Source organism: Labrys okinawensis (genome assembly GCF_002982075.1).
Taxonomy (GTDB): domain Bacteria; phylum Pseudomonadota; class Alphaproteobacteria; order Rhizobiales; family Labraceae; genus Labrys; species Labrys okinawensis_A.
Window position 1 is genome coordinate 219,037 of the sequence record NZ_PUEJ01000005.1, and the last position, 18,897, is coordinate 237,933.

General features: G+C 64.4%; 14 protein-coding genes. 11 read left to right on the forward strand and 3 right to left on the reverse strand.

Features of this window, described 5'->3' with window-relative positions:
• Positions 1 to 8 precede the first annotated feature (8 nt).
• Complete coding sequence (locus tag C5L14_RS14755) at positions 9 to 833, reverse strand: DeoR/GlpR family DNA-binding transcription regulator (protein ID WP_105862817.1); 825 nt, start codon at positions 831 to 833, stop codon at positions 9 to 11.
• A 472-nt stretch (positions 834 to 1,305) separates the two neighbouring features.
• Here C5L14_RS14755 and C5L14_RS14760 point away from each other — a divergent pair, with 472 nt between their 5' ends.
• From C5L14_RS14760 to C5L14_RS14790, 7 genes are all read left to right on the forward strand, one after another.
• A complete protein-coding gene (locus C5L14_RS14760; RefSeq protein ID WP_105862818.1) occupies positions 1,306 to 4,800 on the forward strand; it encodes an autotransporter domain-containing protein in 3,495 nt (1,164 codons plus the stop codon).
• A 226-nt stretch (positions 4,801 to 5,026) separates the two neighbouring features.
• Positions 5,027 to 5,725: a CerR family C-terminal domain-containing protein gene (locus tag C5L14_RS14765; protein WP_105862819.1), complete on the forward strand. Its 699-nt coding sequence runs from the start codon at positions 5,027 to 5,029 to the stop codon at positions 5,723 to 5,725.
• Complete coding sequence (hlyD, locus tag C5L14_RS14770; protein WP_105862820.1) at positions 5,722 to 6,747, forward strand: secretion protein HlyD; 1,026 nt, start codon at positions 5,722 to 5,724, stop codon at positions 6,745 to 6,747. The genes C5L14_RS14765 and hlyD overlap by 4 nt, the downstream gene beginning before the upstream one ends.
• Before the next feature lie 12 nt (positions 6,748 to 6,759).
• Positions 6,760 to 8,487 carry an ATP-binding cassette domain-containing protein gene (locus C5L14_RS14775; RefSeq protein ID WP_105862821.1) on the forward strand — a complete coding sequence of 576 codons (1,728 nt, stop codon included), beginning with the start codon at positions 6,760 to 6,762 and terminating at the stop codon, positions 8,485 to 8,487.
• Entirely contained in the window at positions 8,484 to 9,662 is a 1,179-nt protein-coding gene (locus C5L14_RS14780; protein WP_105862822.1) for an ABC transporter permease, read from the forward strand. The genes C5L14_RS14775 and C5L14_RS14780 overlap by 4 nt, the downstream gene beginning before the upstream one ends.
• A 1-nt stretch (position 9,663) precedes the next feature.
• Positions 9,664 to 10,776, forward strand: coding sequence for an ABC transporter permease (locus C5L14_RS14785; RefSeq protein WP_105862823.1), 1,113 nt, complete (start codon positions 9,664 to 9,666; stop codon positions 10,774 to 10,776).
• A 68-nt stretch (positions 10,777 to 10,844) separates the two neighbouring features.
• Positions 10,845 to 12,026, forward strand: a complete 1,182-nt coding sequence (locus C5L14_RS14790; RefSeq protein WP_105862824.1) for a mandelate racemase/muconate lactonizing enzyme family protein — start codon at positions 10,845 to 10,847, stop codon at positions 12,024 to 12,026.
• 179 nt (positions 12,027 to 12,205) lie between these two features.
• Here the strand turns inward: C5L14_RS14790 and parE are convergent, their stop codons facing one another.
• Entirely contained in the window at positions 12,206 to 14,305 is a 2,100-nt protein-coding gene (gene parE, locus C5L14_RS14795) for a DNA topoisomerase IV subunit B (RefSeq protein ID WP_105862825.1), read from the reverse strand.
• A gap of 228 nt (positions 14,306 to 14,533) precedes the next feature.
• Here parE and C5L14_RS14800 point away from each other — a divergent pair, with 228 nt between their 5' ends.
• The 4 genes from C5L14_RS14800 (at position 14,534) to C5L14_RS14815 (ending at position 17,470) form a co-directional block, all read left to right on the forward strand.
• Entirely contained in the window at positions 14,534 to 15,436 is a 903-nt protein-coding gene (locus C5L14_RS14800) for a cell envelope integrity EipB family protein (protein ID WP_181161183.1), read from the forward strand.
• A gap of 118 nt (positions 15,437 to 15,554) precedes the next feature.
• Positions 15,555 to 16,367: a phosphatase PAP2 family protein gene (locus C5L14_RS14805; protein WP_105862827.1), complete on the forward strand. Its 813-nt coding sequence runs from the start codon at positions 15,555 to 15,557 to the stop codon at positions 16,365 to 16,367.
• Positions 16,368 to 16,380: 13 nt separating this feature from the next.
• A complete protein-coding gene (locus tag C5L14_RS14810; protein ID WP_105862828.1) occupies positions 16,381 to 17,130 on the forward strand; it encodes a glycosyltransferase family 2 protein in 750 nt (249 codons plus the stop codon).
• The gene (locus C5L14_RS14815) at positions 17,120 to 17,470 is read left to right on the forward strand and encodes a lipid-A-disaccharide synthase N-terminal domain-containing protein (protein ID WP_105863221.1); all 351 of its coding nucleotides are present in this window, start codon (positions 17,120 to 17,122) and stop codon (positions 17,468 to 17,470) included. The genes C5L14_RS14810 and C5L14_RS14815 overlap by 11 nt, the downstream gene beginning before the upstream one ends.
• 168 nt (positions 17,471 to 17,638) lie before the next feature.
• On the opposite strand, the gene metC is transcribed toward C5L14_RS14815, so the two are convergent.
• On the reverse strand, positions 17,639 to 18,829 hold the full coding sequence (metC, locus tag C5L14_RS14820) for a cystathionine beta-lyase (protein ID WP_105862829.1): 1,191 nt from the start codon (positions 18,827 to 18,829) through the stop codon (positions 17,639 to 17,641).
• Between the last annotated feature and the right edge of the window lie 68 nt (positions 18,830 to 18,897).

The window sequence follows — 18,897 nt, forward strand, 5'->3', positions numbered from 1 at the left end:
TCAAGCCGTTACAACTCGAGGGGAACCTCCTGCGCGACGGCAGAGGCGACATGGGTCTCGATGCCGCTTTGGCGTATCCTGTCGAGGAAGGGGGCTGGAATATTGTCGCAGACCAGGATGTCGACATCCTCGAGCGATCCGAGCCTGACCAGCGCCCGCTTGCCGAATTTCGTGCTGTCGACGGCGAGGATGGTGCGTTCGGTCTGCGCCAGGGCCGCGGTGACGGCCGAAACCTCGGCATAATCGTCGTCGCAGATGTCTCCCGCCTGGTCGATTCCGCTCACCGAGATGATGGCATAGTCGAATTTGAAGCGGCGGATATAGTCGGCGGTGTCCTCCCGGAACACGCCTCCATCCACTGGCCGTACGAAGCCGCCGGGGATAGCCAGGGCGAAATTGGAATTCTCGCTGAAAATGGTGGCGACCCGCAGGCTGTAGGTGACGATCCGGAGGTCCCGCCGCTGCAGCAGGGCATGGGCGATCGCTTCGCAGGTCGTGCCGGTATCCATGAAGATTGCCGCCCCGTCTGGAATGACCTGGGCGACGAGAGCGGCCACCCTGGCTTTGTGTGAAGCGTTCTCGATGCGCCGCTGGCGGCGCGTAACGGCGTCGACCGGGGTAGAGATCGTGGCGCCGCCGTGCAGGCGGCGCACGCGGCCCGTGGCTTCCAGCGCGATGATGTCCCGACGAGCGGTCTGTGTCGTGACGGCGAAACGTTCGGCGATTTCCTCGATCGACAGATAGTGGCTGCGTTCGAGCAGCCGCAGCAATTCGGCCTGCCGATTCGATTTCTTGGTGCCGTCGCCGAGCCCATATTCGTCGAGTTGCGTCATCTGGCCTGCTTCGTTTCGCCCCGGGTGGCCAATGTCCATCCCCGCGGAAATGTTTCAAGGGAAAATGTCGCCGGGTATGCCCTGGCCACCCACTCGCCCGATGCGATGTCATGGGGCCTGGGAACCGCCGTCACCCGACGGTTATCAGAACCAAAATGTAATCAAAACAACATTTTTGTGCCTTCGCGTTTATGCCCGATAATAGGCAATACCTGGTCAAAAAGCTAATGAATGGCGCCCCATTACTGATAATTTCCCGTTTTCTCGCGATCTTCAGGCCGCCTGCCCGAAAGCCATAGCCGCCTGTGAGATGCAGGCGCGCTGTGTGTCCGACAAATTGTAATAAAGGTGACATTTGGCTGTGCCACCACGAAGAGTGTGGGTGGCAAAATGTTACTTCGGTCGGGCTGGGTGCTTTCAGCGGATCCTGGTCATGGCCACCCCCGTGATCGATTTAATTGGGGGTATTGCAATGGCTATTGGGGATGGTCGCCGCGAATGGCGGCGCGGGCTTTTCGGCATCGGTGCACATTTGTTATCCGGGGTGGCGCTGTGCACCTTGGCGTCCACGCCGAGCCTGGCCCAGGATGACGGCACATTGCGGATCATGACTTTGAACATCTGGAATCAGTTCAAGCAGAATCCGGAAGTCGTGGCCGACTTCATGACCAAGGTGAATTTCGACGTCCTGGGCATGCAGGAGGTCAATGGCAGCAAGTATGTTTCCGATATTCCGGGTTTTCTCGAAAAGGCGGGACTGGGCACCTATGGGAAAGTCCAGATCGGGGACGTCGGCATCATATCCCGGCTGCCGGGAAGCTTTGGCACCTATGTCTTGCCCGGCATTTCCACGCAGGGGCGCAATATCAGCTACACCATAGCGGACCAGCAGGGCGGGCGGCCGCAGACGGTGGTCGGTACCGTCCATCTCGATTATGCCGACGGCCCGCAGGGACGCGTCAAGGAGGCTCAGGCTCTCAACGAGTGGGCGAAGACGTCTTCGCGCCCTGTCATCCTCATGGGGGATTTCAATGCAGGCGACGTCGCCGAACGCGGGCTGATGAGCGCTGCGCAGCAGTCCTATTTCTATGCAGGCTATGTCGTCGGTTCCTACGGCGACAACGCGCTCTACAAGAAGCTGAGGGATGAATATCTGGGCGCGGACCAGCTCGCCAAGGCGCAGGCCTATTTCGACGACATGCGCTCCGGCGGCAAAGGCAAGGAAAAATATCGCAGCGTCATCCAGGCCTATTTCGACGCCAACCGGAGCAAATATCCCGGCATCACCAATATCGGCCAGATGAGCTGGCGGCAATGGGAAGAGATCATCGCGCTCGATGCCCAGGCCAAGGGCATCACCTTCAAGGATGAAACCTATCCGGTCGCCGACAACCAGCCGGTGACGATGAACGTCCTCAAGAAGCAATATATGCTGCTGCAGACGGAAGCCGTGCGGGAGCATTTCAAGCCGCACGACCTCAACGACGGCAGCTCGACCTGGCCCTCCGCGGGGGAGGACGACACCAATACCTGGGCGAGCTGGGACCGCACCAAGATCGACCACTTCCTGGCCTCGCGTCCCTTCGGCAAATGGTATGTGCTCGCCGACGATCCCAATGATCCCTATTCCGGTGTCATCAAGGATGTCTATGTCACCAAGCCCGATGGCACCAAGGCGCCGATATCGGATCACGAACCGGTCGCGCACAACCTGAAATGGATCGGTCCGGCGCTCGAGAGCTACACCGAAACGGCGGGCGGCAAGAGTTCGGACAAGACGCGCCTGGTCTGGGGCGAGCAAGCCAATACTTTCGCCAAGGACGGCAAGGAGTTCTTCCTCACCCGCAACAATATGCGTCGGGACATCTATCTCGGCCAGATCTCCGACGCGAACGGCAATCCCATTCTCGCCGGCCTGACTGAGGAGGAGAAGAAGACCCTTCTCGATTGCGCGAGCAAGGATCCGCGCTTCCAGCAGGCGATCCAGGAATATTGCATCGACGATCACTCCTTCATCGGCGAGACGCTGGTCAAGGACAAGGGCGTGCTGATCGTCGAGGAGGATGCGGCGCTCGGCACTTCGCAGGCCAGGCTGCGTCTGGCCGACGGCACGTTGCGCATCATCGGCAATGATATGCATGGCCTCGATCGCGCCCTGGTGCTGGAAGGCGTCGGCGGTTCGCTCGACGTCGCCAGCGCGGGCAATGCCGTGACGCTCGGCCAGGCGATCACCGGCGAAGGCGGGCTCACCAAGCTCGGGGCAGGGGGGCTGCGCCTCACCGGCACGGGCACCTATGCGGGACCCACGCTGGTGAAGCAGGGAACCCTGGTCGTCGATGGCTCGCTGACCTCGACCGTGACGGTCGATCGGGGTGCGGCACTTGGCGGCAGCGGTGCCATCGGCGGTCTCGAGGCCAAATCGGGCAGCCTGGTCACGCCGACCGGTGCCGGCGTGCTGACGGTGAAGGGCGATGCCCGTTTCAGCCAGGGCAGTTATTACCAGGTGGATGTCGGCGCGGGCGACAAGGCCGACAAGATTGCGGTGACCGGCAAGGCGACGCTGGACGGCGGCACCGTGCTGATCGGCGCCCAGGGCGGCAATAGTCTGTTGAGCAAGGAGCAGCTGCTCGCGCTCTATGGCAAGGAATACACCATCCTGACCGCCGAAGGCGGCGTCAGCGGGCGCTTCGAAGGCGCGCTGCCCGATTATGCCTTCCTCGGGGCGAGCTTCGGCTATGACCCCACCGAAGTGACGATGACCATCGGCCGCAACGGCCGCAGCTTTGCGAGCGTCGGGCAGACGGCCAATCAGCGGGCCGCGGCGGCGGGACTGGAGTCGCTGGGAAGGGGGAATGCCCTCTTCGACGATTTCCTGGTGGCCAATGCCGGCGCCGATCTCGCCGGCCACCTGGCCTCGCTGTCGGGAGAGGTCAATGTTTCCGCACGGACCGCCTTGATCGAAGGCGACAGCCAGTTGAGCGCCATGGCGACCGATCGCTTGCGGTCGGCTTTCGAGACGACGGCGGCTGCAGGCCTGCCAGCGACGGGGGCCGGGACGGCTTCCGCCATGCCCATGCAGTTCGCCTCACTCGGCGCCTCGAATACGCCCGTGGCCTCGGCTTCACCGGCAGCGCTTCCGGCGGCGGACGGGCTTTCCGTCTGGGGGCAGGGTTTCGGTTCTTGGGGGCGCTCGGGCAGCACCGGCAACGCCGCCGGCATGACGCGTAACAGCGGCGGTTTCCTGGTCGGCGCTGATACGCCCGTGGCGCTCGGTGAGACGGATGTCCGGCTCGGTGCGCTCGCGGGCTATAGCCGCACCAGCTTCAGCACCCGGGGCCTGGGCAGCGGTGACAGCGACAATTACCATCTCGGCCTTTATGCCGGCACGATGGTGGGGCAGCTCGCCTTGCGGGCCGGCGCCTTCTACACCTGGCACGACATCTCCACCAGCCGCGTGGCGGGCGGGCAGGGCGTCAGCGCCGACTACCGGGCCGGCACGACCCAGGTCTTCGGCGAGGCCGGCTATAATCTGCGCTTCGGCGCCTTCGGTTTCGAGCCTTTCGCCAACCTCACCTTCCTCGACCTCAACAGCGATGGCTTCCATGAGCGTGGCGGCAATGCCGCGCTTGCGGCCTCGTCCTCCACTACGAACGTGACCTTCAGCACGCTGGGGCTGCGGGCCTCCACCGCCTTCGAGCTCGCCAGCCTGACGGCACGCCTCAGCGCCACGCTCGGCTGGCGCCACGCCTTCGGCGATACCACGCCCGTCGGTCGGTTCGCTTTCGATGGTGGAACGCCGTTCGGCGTCGAAGGTGTTCCGATCGCCGAAGATGCATTGGTTGCCAAGGCGGGGCTCGACCTCGCCCTCAGCCAGTCGGCGACGCTGAGCGTGGCCTATGGCGGCCAGTTCGCCCGCCGGGGCAGCTTCGACCAGAACGTGTCGGGCAAGTTCAGCTGGCGGTTCTGATCGGCAAGACTGCTGCGGTGTCATGCCCACAGGCGGCATTGCGGCGGGTAGGTCTCCGGCCCACCCGCCGCAGATGCATCGAGGGATAGGTTAATCGTTTCGCACGTCGGATATCGATGCACCGATATCCGGCGGTTTCATTGTGTCATCCCGAGGCTGCAGTTCGTACCACGAGTTATAATTCAATCGATTGACTGAAATGCGAATTTCGTCTATGGGTTGCGTCATGGTCAAGAAACAATCCTCCTCTCCGGCCCCGAACGGCCGCGGCGATGCAACCCGCGAGAAGCTGCTCGATGCATCGATCGGCGTTTTCGGTCGGTATGGTTTCGACGGCGCCTCGACCCGCATGCTGGCGGATGCCGCTGGCGTCAACCTGCAGGCGATCACCTATTATTTCGGCAGCAAGGAAGGGCTCTACGTCGCCACGGCCGATCATATCGCCGGCCTTATTTCATCCCATGTCGGCGGGCTGGGCGGACGCATCCGGGCCCGACTCGCCGAGGCCGCGGGCGGCGGAGAGGCGATCGACCGCTACGAGGCCCAGGCCTTCTTGACCGAGCTGACGCAGACCATGGCGACCCTGTTCATCGGCCCGATATCCGAGCCGCTGGCCCGCTTTCTCATCCGCGAGCAGATGGAACCCACGGAAGCCTTCGAACGTATCTTCGCACAGGTGATGAAGCCCATGCTCGAGGCGGCAACCGCGTTGGTGGGCATCGTGCTCGGCGAGAATGGGGCTTCCCGCCCTGTCAGGCTGCGCACCCTGTCCCTTCTTGGCGGGCTGATGGTCTTCCGGGTCGCGCATGCGGCCGTGAAGCGGCATCTCGCCTGGGATGCGATCGGTGCCGACGAGGTTGAAACCGTGCGGCGTCATGCCGGCGAACTCGTCGCTGCGCTGGCCGCGGAAGGAGGCCGCTCATGAAGAAGGCCATCATTCCCCTTGTCGTGCTGGCAATCGCCGCCGGTGGGCTTGCCGCCTGGTGGTTCGACCTGCCCCAACGCCTGGGCTGGGTCGAGCGCGCCGACAAGGAGCTGGTTCTCTATGGCAATGTCGACATCCGGCAGGTGCAGCTCGGCTTTCGCGTCAGCGGCAGGCTTGCGGAGACGCTGGTGGACGAGGGCGACAGCGTCAAGACCGGCGATACGCTCGCCCGGCTGGACAGCCGGCCCTATCAGGACCTCGTCGAGGTGGCGCAGGCGCAGGCGGCCAGCCAGCGCGCGACGCTCGCCAAGCTGGAAGCCGGGCCCCGCGCCGCCGAAATCGCGCAGGCCAGGGCTGTGCTGGCCGAACGCCAGGCCGATCTCATCAATGCCGAACAGAGCTATACCCGTTCCTTCCAGCTGCGGCCGAGCGGCACCGTCTCCCAGGGCGGGCTCGACCAGGCGGTCGCCGCTCGCGACGCGGCACGGGCCCGGGTGAACGCGGCCAGGGAAGCACTGACCCTGCTGGAGCAGGGTACGCGCTCGGAGGATATCGCTGCGGCCAAGGCCAGTCTGGAGGCAGCCGAAGCCAACCTCGCTTCGGCCCGGACAACCGTCGCGGACACCATCCTGGTCGCTCCCGCCGATGGCGTCATTCTCTCGCGCGTTCGCGAGAGGGGAGCGATCCTGGCTCCCAACGACATCGCCTTCGTGCTGTCGCTCACCAGGCCTGTCTGGATCCGTGCCTTCATCGCCGAAACGGACCTCGGCCGCGTGCATACCGGCACGGCGGTGGAGGTGCGTTCGGATACCGATCCGGCCAAGCGTTACAAGGGGCGCGTCGGCTTCATCTCGCCGGTCGCCGAATTCACGCCGAAGACGGTGGAGACGCCGGAACTGCGCACCGACCTGGTCTATCGGCTTCGCATTGTGGTCGACGAGCCCGACAGCGCACTCCTGCAGGGCATGCCGGTGACGGTACGCCTGTCCGATGTGCCAGCGGCGAATGGCGGCAAGCTCTGAAAGGCACCGATCATGACCGATGCGGTCGTCCAGATCAGCAGTGTCAGCAAACGCTTCGGCGAGGCCATCCAGGCTCTCGACGGCATCGAGGCCTCGATCCGGCCGGGCGAGATCACCGGGCTGGTCGGCCCTGACGGTGCCGGCAAGACCACGCTTATCCGCCTGATGACGGGCCTGATGCTGCCCGATGAAGGCAGCCTGACGGTGCTCGGCTTCGACACCGCCCGCGACGCGGCCTCGATCCAGACGGCGATCGGCTACATGCCGCAGCGTTTCGGCCTCTACGAGGATCTGTCGGTGCAGGAAAACCTCGATCTTTATGCCGATCTGCGCGGGCTGCCCAAGGCTGAGCGCGCCGCCATCTTCGACGAACTCCTCACCTTCACCGATCTGGCCGCCTTCACCACCCGGCTGGCGGGACGGCTGTCCGGCGGCATGAAGCAGAAGCTTGGCCTGGCCTGCGCACTCCTGAAAAAGCCGCGCCTGCTGCTGCTCGACGAACCGGGCGTCGGCGTCGATCCGATCTCGCGGCGCGATCTGTGGAAGATGGTGGAGGACCTGACCCATGAGGGCATCGGCGTGGTCTGGTCCACCGCCTATCTCGACGAGGCCCAGGCCTGCGACCGCGTATTGTTGCTGAACCGGGGCAAGCTGCTGTTTGCCGGCAAGCCCTCCGAACTCACCGGCAAGGTCGATGGACGGGTGTTCCGTCTCGGCGACATCGAGGGACGACGCCGGCCGGCCCTGGCCCGCGCGCTCGCCGTGCCGGGGATCGTCGATGGCGTCATTCAGGGCCAGGCCATCCGGCTGGTGACGGGGGATAAAATTGGCTTGGCCGAGGAGGCCGCGCGAGCCGCGGGGGCGCGCGCCAAGCCCCAACCGATCCAGCCGCGTTTCGAGGACGCCTTCGTCGATCTGCTCGGCGGTGGCCCTGGCGGCCGCTCGCTTCTGGCCGAAGCGACACGGGCGCTGCCCGTCGAGGAGGGGCGGCCGGTGATCGAGGCGCGGGGGCTGACCAAGCATTTCGGCGACTTCGCCGCAGCGCAGGATATTTCCTTCGAGATCCCGCGCGGGCAGATCTTCGGGCTCTTGGGGCCGAACGGCGCCGGCAAGTCCACCACCTTCAAGATGCTGTGCGGCTTGCTCAAGCCCACCGGCGGCGAGGGCCGGGTTGCCGGCTTCGACCTCCGGCGCGACTCGGCCGAGGCCCGCAACCGGCTGGGCTACATGGCCCAGAAATTTTCGCTCTATGGCGATCTCAGCGTGGCGCAGAACCTTGCCTTCTTTGCCGGCGTTTACGGCCTGACCGGTGCGCGCAAGCGTGAGCGCATCGATCTGATGACCGAGATCTTCGATTTCGGTCCGCGAAGGACCATGTCCGCCAAGGACCTGCCGCTCGGCCTCAAGCAGCGCCTGGCGCTTGCCTGCGCCGTCATGCATGAACCCGAAGCGCTGTTCCTCGACGAGCCGACCTCGGGAGTCGATCCGATCACGCGGCGCGAATTCTGGACCCATATCAACGCGCTGGTCGAGAAGGGCGTGACCGTGCTGGTCACCACCCATTTCATGGACGAGGCCGAATATTGCGACCGCATCTCACTGATCTATCGCGGACGCGCCATCGCGCTCGGCTCGCCTGACGAGCTCAAGGCGCGGGTGGCCGATGCCGCCCATCCCGATCCGACCATGGAGGATGCCTTTATCGCACTGGTGCAGGGTTCGGAGGCCAAGGCGGCATGAGCGAGCACGAAGCGATATCCTCCGTCGCCGGGGAAACCGCGTCCGTGGGGGCGAACCGTTCCGCTCGACTGCGGCGCTTTTCAGCCCTGGTCCGCAAGGAAAGCTATCAGATCGTCCGAGATCCCAGCTCCATCCTGATCGCTTTCGTGCTGCCGCTGATCCTGCTTTTCATCTTCGGCTATGGCGTCTCGCTCGACGCCAGCCGCACCCGGGTGGGACTGGTGGTCGAGGACCCGTCGCCGCTGACCCGCGACATCGCCGCGAGCTTCCAGGCCTCGGGCTATTTCGAAGTCGAGCAGGGGCATGACCGGCGCGAATTCGAGGAGGCGCTGATCCTCGGCCGGATCAAGGGCATCGTCGTCATTCCCGCGACCTTCGCCGCCGATTTCGCCTCCGCCGCCGGGCCGGCGATCCAGGTCCTCGTCGATGGTTCGGACCCGAACAATGCGAATTTCGTGCAGAACTACGCCCGCGGCGTCGTCGCCAGCTGGGCGGCGATCCGGGGCGGCGAGCGCGGCCTCGGCCAGCCGGCGATCGAGGTGGAGCAACGCTTCTGGTTCAACCCGGAGCTGACCAGCCGCAACTTCCTGGTTCCCGGCTCCATCGCCATCGTCATGGCGCTGATCGGCACGCTGCTGACCTCGCTGGTGGTGGCCCGCGAATGGGAACGCGGCACCATGGAGGCGATGATGGCGACGCCCGTCGGCGCCGCCGAATTGCTGGCCGGCAAGCTCATACCCTATTTCCTGCTCGGCCTGGCATCGATGACCCTGTGCGTGCTGGTGGCGGTGCTCCTGTTCGGCGTACCGTTTCGGGGCTCGCTGCTGGCGCTCTACGCCTTGTCGGCGAGCTTCCTGATTCCGGCGCTGGGGCAGGGGCTCCTGATCTCGGCCGCCACCAAGAACCAGTTCCTGGCCTCGCAGCTCGCCTTGATCTCGGCCTTCCTGCCCGCCTTCCTGCTCTCCGGCTTCCTGTTCGAGATCAATTCGATGCCTGAGGTGATCCAGTGGCTCACCCTGATCCTGCCCGTGCGCTACCTGATCCCGAGCCTGCAATCGGTGTTCCTGGCCGGCGACATCTGGCTGATGTTCCTCCAGGCCATCGCCGTGATGCTGTTCATCGGCTTCATCTTCTTCCTGGCTGCGGCCCGAAGCACCCGCAAGAGGATCGGCTGAGATGGGACTGACGCGCCTCAGGGCCCTGATCATCAAGGAGTTGCTGGGCATCTTGCGAGATCCCAAGAGCCGCATCATCCTGGTGGTGCCGCCCATCCTCCAGCTCCTGGTATTTTCCTTCGCCGCCACGCTGGAGGTGAAGAATGTCGATATTCTCGTGCTCAACCGCGACAACGGCGCCTGGAGCCAGGAGCTGATCCGGCGCGTCGAGGGTTCGCCCACCTTTCATTCCGTTCGGCGCACCCAGGACCCGGCGGAGCTGCGCGCCGCCATCGACAGGCAGGAGGTCATCGCCGCCATCGAGATCGGCCCCGCCTTCTCGCGCGATATCGAGGGGCGCCGGCCTACCGATCTCGGACTCGTGCTCGATGGCCGCAAGTCCAATGCCTCGCAGATCGTGGCGGGTTATCTCAACCAGATCGCCGCGGGCTTGGCCGCCGATACCGCCCTCGGCAAGGCGGCAGGCGGGAGGGCCATCGACGTGGTCGCGCGCAACTGGTTCAATTCGAACCTGATCTTCCAATGGTTCATGGTACCCAATCTGGTGGCCGCCATCGCCCTCTTGATCGGGCTGATCGTCACGGCCCTGTCCATCGCGCGCGAGCGGGAGCTCGGCACCTTCGATCAGCTCATGGTCTCGCCCTTGCGCACGCATGAAATCCTGCTGGGCAAGCTGCTGCCGCCCATGCTGATCGGCAGCTTTCATCTCACCGTCTATATCGTGGCTGCCGTCCTGATCTTCGGGGTGCCGCTGCGGGGCTCGCTGCTGCTGCTCTATGGCAGTGCGGTCTTCTATCTCTTGGCCGTCGCGGGTATCGGCCTGTTCATTTCGGCCCTGTCGACCACCCAGCAGCAGGCCATTCTCGGGGCCTTCCTTTTCCTGGTGCCGGCCATGCTGCTGTCCGGCTTCGCCACGCCGATCGAGAATATGCCGGCCTGGCTGCAGCCTGTCACGGTCATCAATCCGCTGCGCTATTTCCTGGTGATCGTGAAGGGCGTGTTCCTGCGCGACCTGCCTTTCGACGCGGTGCTTGCCAATACCTGGCCGATGGCCGTGATCGCGGCCGGTTCGCTGGGCTTCGCCAGCTGGCTGTTCCGCCGCCGATTGGAGTAAGCGGCCTTGCCAATCATGCCCATCCGAGCCACAGCTTCTTTCCCGCCACCGCCAGGATCCCCCGTCCCATGAAGATCACCACCATCCGCGCCACGCCGATCAACCTGCCGATCGAGGCGCCTTACTGGTGGTCCTTCGGCTGGCTGCCGGGATCCTCGCGTTGCGTGGTCGAGGTGGAGACGGACGAGGGCGTCACCGGGCTCGGCGAGGCGGCGTCCTGGCACGCCTGCGCCATCATCGAGCGAATGGCACCCCTCCTGATCGGGCGCGATGCCCACGATATCGCCGGTGCCGAACTCGTCTGCCTGCCGAGCTGGCGCGGCGTGACCTCCAATGTCGACTTCGCCGCTATCCGGGCCTTCGCCGCCATCGAGACGGCGTTGTGGGACATCAAGGGCAAGGCGACGGGGCGCCCGCTCTACGACCTGCTCGGAGGCGCCGTGCGCAAGAAGATCGCCTTCGCCGATTATTTCGGCTTCCGCCAGGCCAGGAACGGCAAGGGCGGGGAGCTCACGCCCGAGGCGGTGGCGGAATACTGCGTTGGCCTGAAGGAGCGGTTCGGCACCACCATCTTCGAGGGCAAGCTCTGCACCCGCGATCCCGAGCCGAGCATCGAGGCGCTCCGGTTGATGCGCCGGCAGCTCGGGCCGGATGCGATCATCCGCATCGATTCCAACATGGCCTATTCGATCACGGAGGCCAAGCGCATCGCCAGCCGTATCGAGGAGCTCGACATCCGCAACTGGGAAGAGCCCTGCGCCACCTTCGAGGAGATGGCGGCGCTGCGCCGGCACACTGCCATTCCGTTTTCCGGACACAATGTCGATATCCGGAAGGCGGTGGCGCTCGGCGTGCCCGATGCCATCGTCACCGACGTCAACGTGCATGGCGGCATCGGCCGCACGGTGCGTTTCATCGGCGCCTGCGAGGCGATGGGCATCGATTTCTGGTGCTACAGCGCCAATACCGGCATCGGCAGCGCGGTCTATCTGCATCTGAGCGCCGCCTTCTCGCATCTGCGCGAGCCCAGCCAGTCGCTCTTCCGCATGCAGCCTTACGACGTGGTGGAGGAAGGCGTCTTCGCGCCGATCGACAATCTCGTCGCCGTACCCGACGGGCCCGGCCTCGGGGTTACCCTGTCCAAGGACAAGCTCGCCTTTTGCCACAGGCTGTTCCTGGAGGAAGGACCCTATACTCAGCATCACGACCCGGAAGAGCCGGGTCGCTACAAGCGCCTGCCGCTGCGCTGAGGGCGCGCCCAGGAGGTCCTCGGTGATTTCGAGAACCGAGCCTCGATGTGACGAATGCCTGGATGCGAGGACGTCTCGTCCGCTCTTGGAAACGCTCTATGTGCAAAAAGAAGCGGACGAGAGCGCTGCGTATCCAAGCGGGTCCGGGAACCCGCCCGCCAAGATGCGGCTTGTCGGTCTCAGATATCCACCAGTTCGCCGGCGAAGGCTGCCTGTTCCTGGATGAAGGCGAAGCGGGCTTCGGGCTTGTTGCCCATCAGCCGTTCCACCGAACTCGAGGTTTCCGCGCGCTCCTCGTCCACCACAACCACCTTCAGAAGCGTGCGCTTCTTGGGATCCATGGTGGTTTCCTTCAACTGTGCCGGCATCATCTCGCCCAAGCCCTTGAAGCGACCGATCTCGATCTTCTGGTTGGGCTTGAAGGCCGATTTCACCAGCTCGTCCTTGTGGGCATCGTCGCGCGCATAGAGCGACTTGGTGCCCTGGGTCAGACGGTAGAGCGGGGGGGCGGCAAGATAAAGATGGCCCCGCTCGATCAAGCGCGGCATCTGGCGCCAGAAGAAGGTGATCAGCAGCGAGGCGATATGGGCGCCGTCGACGTCGGCGTCCGTCATGATGATGATCTTCTCGTAGCGCAGATCGTCGTCGCGGTAATGCGAACCCATGCCGCAGCCGAGTGCCTGTCCCAGATCCTGCAATTGCTGGTTCTGGGCAAGCTTGTCCTTGCCGGCATTGGCGACGTTGAGGATCTTGCCGCGCAAGGGCAGCACCGCCTGGTTGGCACGATCGCGGGCCTGCTTGGCGGAACCGCCGGCGGAATCGCCCTCGACAATAAACAATTCAGAGCCTTGCGCGGCATTGTTCGAGCAATCCGCGAGCTTGCCGGGCAGGCGCAACTTGCGCGTGGCCGTCTTGCGGGCGACGTCCTTCTCGGCCCGGCGGCGCAGGCGTTCCTCGGCTCTTTCGACCACGAAGTCGAGCAGCTTTGCCGCCTGGGACGGCATGGAGGCCAGCCAATGATCGAAGGCATCCTTCAGGGCCTGCTCGACGATGCGGCTGGCTTCCGTGGTCACCAGCTTGGCCTTGGTCTGGGACGAGAATTCCGGCTCGCGGATGAACACCGACAGCATGGCGGCCGTGCAGGCCATCACGTCTTCGGTGGTAAGCTGGTTGGCGCGCTTGTTGCCGATGCGCTCGGCATGATCCTTCAGGCCGCGCAGCAGGGCGATGCGCAGGCCCGCCTCATGGGTGCCGCCTTCGCGGGTCGGCACGGTGTTGCAATAAGAGGAGACATAGCCTTCATCCTCGGCAAACCAGCCGATGGCCCACTCCACCGAGCCATGTCCCTCCGGCTTGGGCACGCGTCCCGAGAACATCTGCTCGGTGACGAGTTCCAGGCCCTCGCTGGCCGAGCGCAGATAATCTTCCAGGCCACGCGGAAACTTGAAGCTCTCCTCCGCCGGCACGTCGCTGTGGCCGGCCAGCAGTTCCGGCGCACATTTCCAGCGGATTTCGACGCCGCGGAAGAGATAGGCCTTCGAACGCGCCATCTTGAACAGGCGCTTGGGATCGAAGGCGATGCCGTGCTTGAAGATCTCGATGTCGGGCTTGAACCGCACCTTGGTGCCACGGCGGTTGGGGGCGGCACCGATGTGCTCTACGGGACCGAGCGGCACGCCGCGCGCAAAACGCTGGCGGTGAAGTTCGCGCCCGCGCGCCACTTCCACCTCCATAAGCTCAGACAGCGCGGTCACCGCGGTGACGCCGATGCCGTGGAGACCGCCGGAGGTCTGGTAGGCGTCGGAGTTGAACTTGCCGCCCGAATGGGGCCTGGTCATCACGACCTGCAGGGTCGATTCGCCGGGAAACTGCGGATGGGGCTCGACCGGAATACCGCGCCCATTGTCGGTGATCGAGACGAAGCCATCGGCCGTCAGTTCCACATCGATGAAGGTGGCATGGCCGGCCACCGCCTCGTCCATCGAATTGTCGATCACTTCGGCGAAGAGATGGTGCAGGCCGTCGCCTTCCGGTCCGGTCGAACCGATATACATGCCGGGGCGCATGCGAATGGCTTCGATGCCCTCGAGCACGCGGATGGAGGAGGCGCCATAGCCGTCCTCGCCGCCTTTCGCCGCAGCGGGTTTGGAGGGAAGGCCTGCCTTCAAGGCAGCCGCAATCGACTGGGTCGAGGGTCGCTTCGCATTGTCGGCCTTATTGGTGCTCGTCTTGGAGAGGGCGGGCTTGTCGCTCCCGAACAGATCGGAGGTATCACTCATGCAGTCGGTATCTCGCACAATGCGTCGCGCTGGCGCGATTCGCAGTTTGGCTCATTATGGCATGTTCGTATCGCAGCCGCGAACGGATCGTAAACGGTGTTGTTGATGAATGTGGAACGGCACGGTTCGAGGGCCTAATTCCGTCATGATTGACAGGCTCTTTGAGCATTGTGGCACTCGGGCAGGCCACTTATGCTAGTGCCGATTTTTGAAACGGAAATTTGCTTCATGCGGATGACACTTCCGGTCCATCCAAAGGCCGCGCTTCTTACGGCCGCGCTCTTCGTGGCGATGCCGGGAACGGCTTTGGCTCAGGACGCCGTTGCGCCCCAGAAGGCGGCGGCGACGGCTGCGATCCCCGCGGCGGCGCCCGTCCCCTTCGTGGCGCATCGGGCCGTCTACGACCTCGCGCTCGACCGCCGCAAGGACCAGTCCAGCGTCGACAGCATGCGCGGGCGCATCGTTTATGATTTCTCCGGCAATGCCTGCAGCGGCTATGCCCTCAATTTCAGGCAGGTCACCGAAATCGGCTTGAGCGGCGGCGGCGTCAACACTTCGGATCTGCGCTCCACGACGTTCGAGGACGACAAGGGGCGCAATTTCCGTTTCAATTCGCAGAATTTCACCAATCAGAAGCTGGACGGCGCCGTCGATGGCCAGGCCAGCCGGGCCGAGAGCGGGGTGGTCGGCGTCGCGCTGAAAAAGCCCAAATCCACCAAATTCGATCTCTCGGAGCGGGTTCTCTTCCCGACCGGTCAGATGAAGGCGATCGTCATGGCAGCCCGGGCCGGTGAGCGCGTGTTCGAGAGCCAGGTCTATGACGGATCGGATGGCGGCCAGAAGATCTACAACACCTTGGCGGTGATCGGCGCCAAGATCGGTCCCGACAAGCCGCGCGACGGCGTCGAGGCCAAGGCCAAGCAGCTCGATGGCGTCGATCGCTGGCCGGTGACGATCTCCTATTTTGACCCGACCAAGAAGGCTGTCGGCGAGGAGACCCCTGTCTATACCATGTCCTTCGAACTCTATGCCGATGGCATTTCGGGCAACCTGACTCTGGATTATGGCGATTTCCGCTTGAAGGGGACGATGGTCTCGCTCGATTTCCTGCCGCAGACGGAATGCAAGTGAGCAGGCGATTTCGGTGTGCCGGTCTTCAGATCGGCATGGCGCGCGCTGGCAATGCCGTTTTTGCTCCATCGCCCGGCGGAGCCAGGAAGAACGGCCCATTCGCCGGGGGCGCCACCCCATGAGAAATGCCATTCGTCAATGGTCGCATACGCAGAGTTGGCGCGCGCTCGGCCAGCGGCTGCGGGCACCGGCACGCCTGCCGGCGCGGCCGCTGTTCGGACGGGTGGCCACCCCGGCCGCCGTCGCTTTCGGTGGCATGCTGGTCATCGCCCTGATGGCGCTCGCCGATCCGGCTTCCCTGCACATCCTGCCCGAATGGCCGCATGTCGTGGTGCGGCTGGCGCGTATCGTCACTTATCTCGGCGATTCGGGCCTTTATCTCGTTCCGCTCGGCGTGGCGCTCGTCCTGCTGGCGGTGGTCGACCTTGAGTTGCCGCCGCGGCTCGATGCCGCCCTGCGCCAGTTCTGGCTGCAGCTTGCCTTCGCCTTTGTCGCCATCGCGGGAACGGGGCTGGCCGTGAATGTCATCAAGCGTGCCATCGGCCGGGTCCGTCCGCTGCATATCGAGGCGGGCGCGAGCTGGAGTTTCGAGCCCTTTTCCTGGCGCGCCGCCAATGCGAGTTTCCCTTCCGGCCATGCCACTACGGCCTGGACCGTGATTGCGGTGGTCATCCTGCTCTGCGGCCCGCGCTGGCGCCCCTGGCTGTTCGCGCTTGGCGGGCTGGTCTGTCTGAGCCGCGTGATCCTCGGGGCCCATTATCCCGCCGATGTGGTGGCTGGCGCCCTGTTCGGCTGGTTCGCCACCTTCTGGTTCGCCGACTTTCTGGGGCGCCGCGGTCTTGTTTTCCGGCAAAACCACGACGGTGCTCTTGCGTTGCGGGGGCAAGACGCGGCAAAGACGCTGATCGAGGCGTGGCGAGCGCGCCGCTGAGGTTCGACTCTTCATGTCATCACAAGACAATGCGCCTGAGATCAGCGTCATCGTTCCGGTCCGCAACGAGGCCGGCAATGTCGAGCCGCTGATCCGGGAGATCGCGGCGGCCCTGGCTGGACGCAGTTTCGAGATCGTCTATGTCGACGATGGCTCCAGCGATGCGACACCGGCCGAACTCGTTCGGCTGAAGGGCGAACTGCCCTTCCTGCGCAGCCTGCGCCATGATCAGTCCTGCGGCCAGTCCTGCGCGGTACGCACGGGCATTCGTCATGCTCGGGGCCGGCTGATGGTTACCATCGACGGCGACGGCCAGAACAACCCGGCCTATATTCCCGCTCTGGTCGATGCCCTGATTGCCGGCGGTGCCAAGACAGGCATGATCGCGGGGCAGCGGCTCGGCCGCAAGGATACAGGCTTCAAGCGCTGGCAGTCGCGCACCGCCAACAAGGTACGGGCCTATGTCCTCAAGGACGGCACGCGCGACACCGGCTGCGGCCTCAAGGCTATCCGCCGCGAGGTCTATCTGGCCCTGCCTTATTTCGATGCGCTGCACCGCTTCATGCCGGCCCTGGTCAAGCGCGAGGGCTTCGAGGTCGGCCATGTCGACGTGGTCGACCGACCGCGGCTGACCGGCGTGTCCAATTACGGTTTCTTCGACAGGCTGTGGGTCGGCATTCTCGATCTCGTCGGCGTGTGGTGGCTGATCCGGCGGCGCAGGCGCGTGCCGGTGGTCAGCGGAGGAGGGCAGGATGCTGATTGAGTTGTCGAACGCCCTCGGCGGCTATCTTCACAATGTCTTCTACACCAATTTCGACTTCTGGCTGATCCTCGGCCTGTTCGCCCAGGCCCTGTTCACCGCCCGCTTCGTGATCCAGTGGTGGGTGAGCGAGCGGGCCGGCAAGAGCGTCATTCCCTTCAGCTTCTGGATCCTGTCGATCGGTGGCGGCGGCCTGCTGTTCCTCTATGCCCTGGTGCGAGCCGACCTGGTCTACATCATCGGCCAGGGCTCTGGGCTGGCGATCTACATCCGTAACGTCTCGCTGGTATTGAAGGAAAAGCGCGAGGCGAAGGACGCCGCGCAGGGGCAGGGAACGACGTAGGAAAGGGGCATCGCTTCGACCGTTGCTTGGTGGCTGACAGCTTTGCGGTCCAAGACGCAATCGGAGTGTCGATCTTCGGATCGACATCTTCCTTAATACAAGTACGCCGTTTCCAAGAGTGTCGATCTGAAGATCGACACTCCGAATACCCTCCGTCCGCAGCGAAAGTCACCCCCTTGCCGCCCTGAAGCGGGCCAGGCCCGCGTCGAGATCGCCGATCAGGTCGGCGACGTCCTCCAGGCCGATATGCAGGCGCACGCAGGGGCCGCCGGGATCCCAGCTCGTTGCCGAGCGGTAGCTCGAACAGTCGAAGGGGAGGGCGAGGCTTTCATAGCCGCCCCAGGAATAGCCGAGCCCGAAGAATTTCAGATCATCCAGGAAGGCGCCGATCGCCTCCATCGGCGCCGGCTGCAGCACGATGGAGAACAGGCCGGACGAGCCCTTGAAATCGCGCTTCCAGATGGTATGGCCCGGATCACCCTCCAGCGCGGGATGCAGCACGCGCTGCACCTCGGGGCGCTTGGACAGCCATTTCGCCACCCTTAGCGCGCTTTCCTGATGCTGGCGCAGGCGCACGCCCATGGTGCGCAGCCCGCGCATCGCCAGATAGATGTCGTCGGGCGCCACGCATTGGCCCGCATCCCCATGGAAGCTCTTCAGGGCCGGCCAGGCCTTGCGCGAGGCCGAGACCACGCCGAACATCGCATCGGAATGGCCGACGATATATTTGGTACCGGCCTGGATCGACAGGTCGACACCATGCACGAAGGCGTCGAAGAACAAGGGGGTGGCCCAGGTGTTGTCGAGCAGGACGGCCGCGCCGTGCCGGTGCGCGACCTCGGCGATCGCGGGCACGTCCTGCATCTCGAAGCTCTGCGAACCCGGGGCTTCCAGATAGACCGCCTTCGTATTCGGGCGTATCAGCGTTTCGATGCCGGCACCGATCAGCGGATCGTAATAGGTCGTATCGATGCCGAAGCGGCTGAGGACCCTGTCACAGAACTGACGGGTGGGCTGATAGGTGGAATCGACCATCAGCAAATGGTCGCCGGCGGAAAGGCAGGAGAGCAGGGCGGTCGACACGGCTGATAACCCCGAGGGACAGAGCACCACGCCGGCGCTGCCGTCGAGCGTCTTCAGCGCCTCTTCCAGAGCATCGCTCGTCGGATTGCCACGGCGGCCATAGCTGTAGCGCGGCGTATGGTTGATGAGGTCCTTGGTGGTCGGAGCCAGAACGGTGGAGCCGTGATAGACAGGCGGGTTGACGAAGCCGTGATAGTCCGATGGCTCGCGCCCGCCGATGACCAGACGCGTATTCTCGCCGAACGTCGCGATCTCGTCCTTGCTGATCTTCTTCATGATAGATTCGACTGAGTCCTGAAACGGTTACATTCGGCCGCGGCCGCCCCTGCGTCAATCTCGAAGGC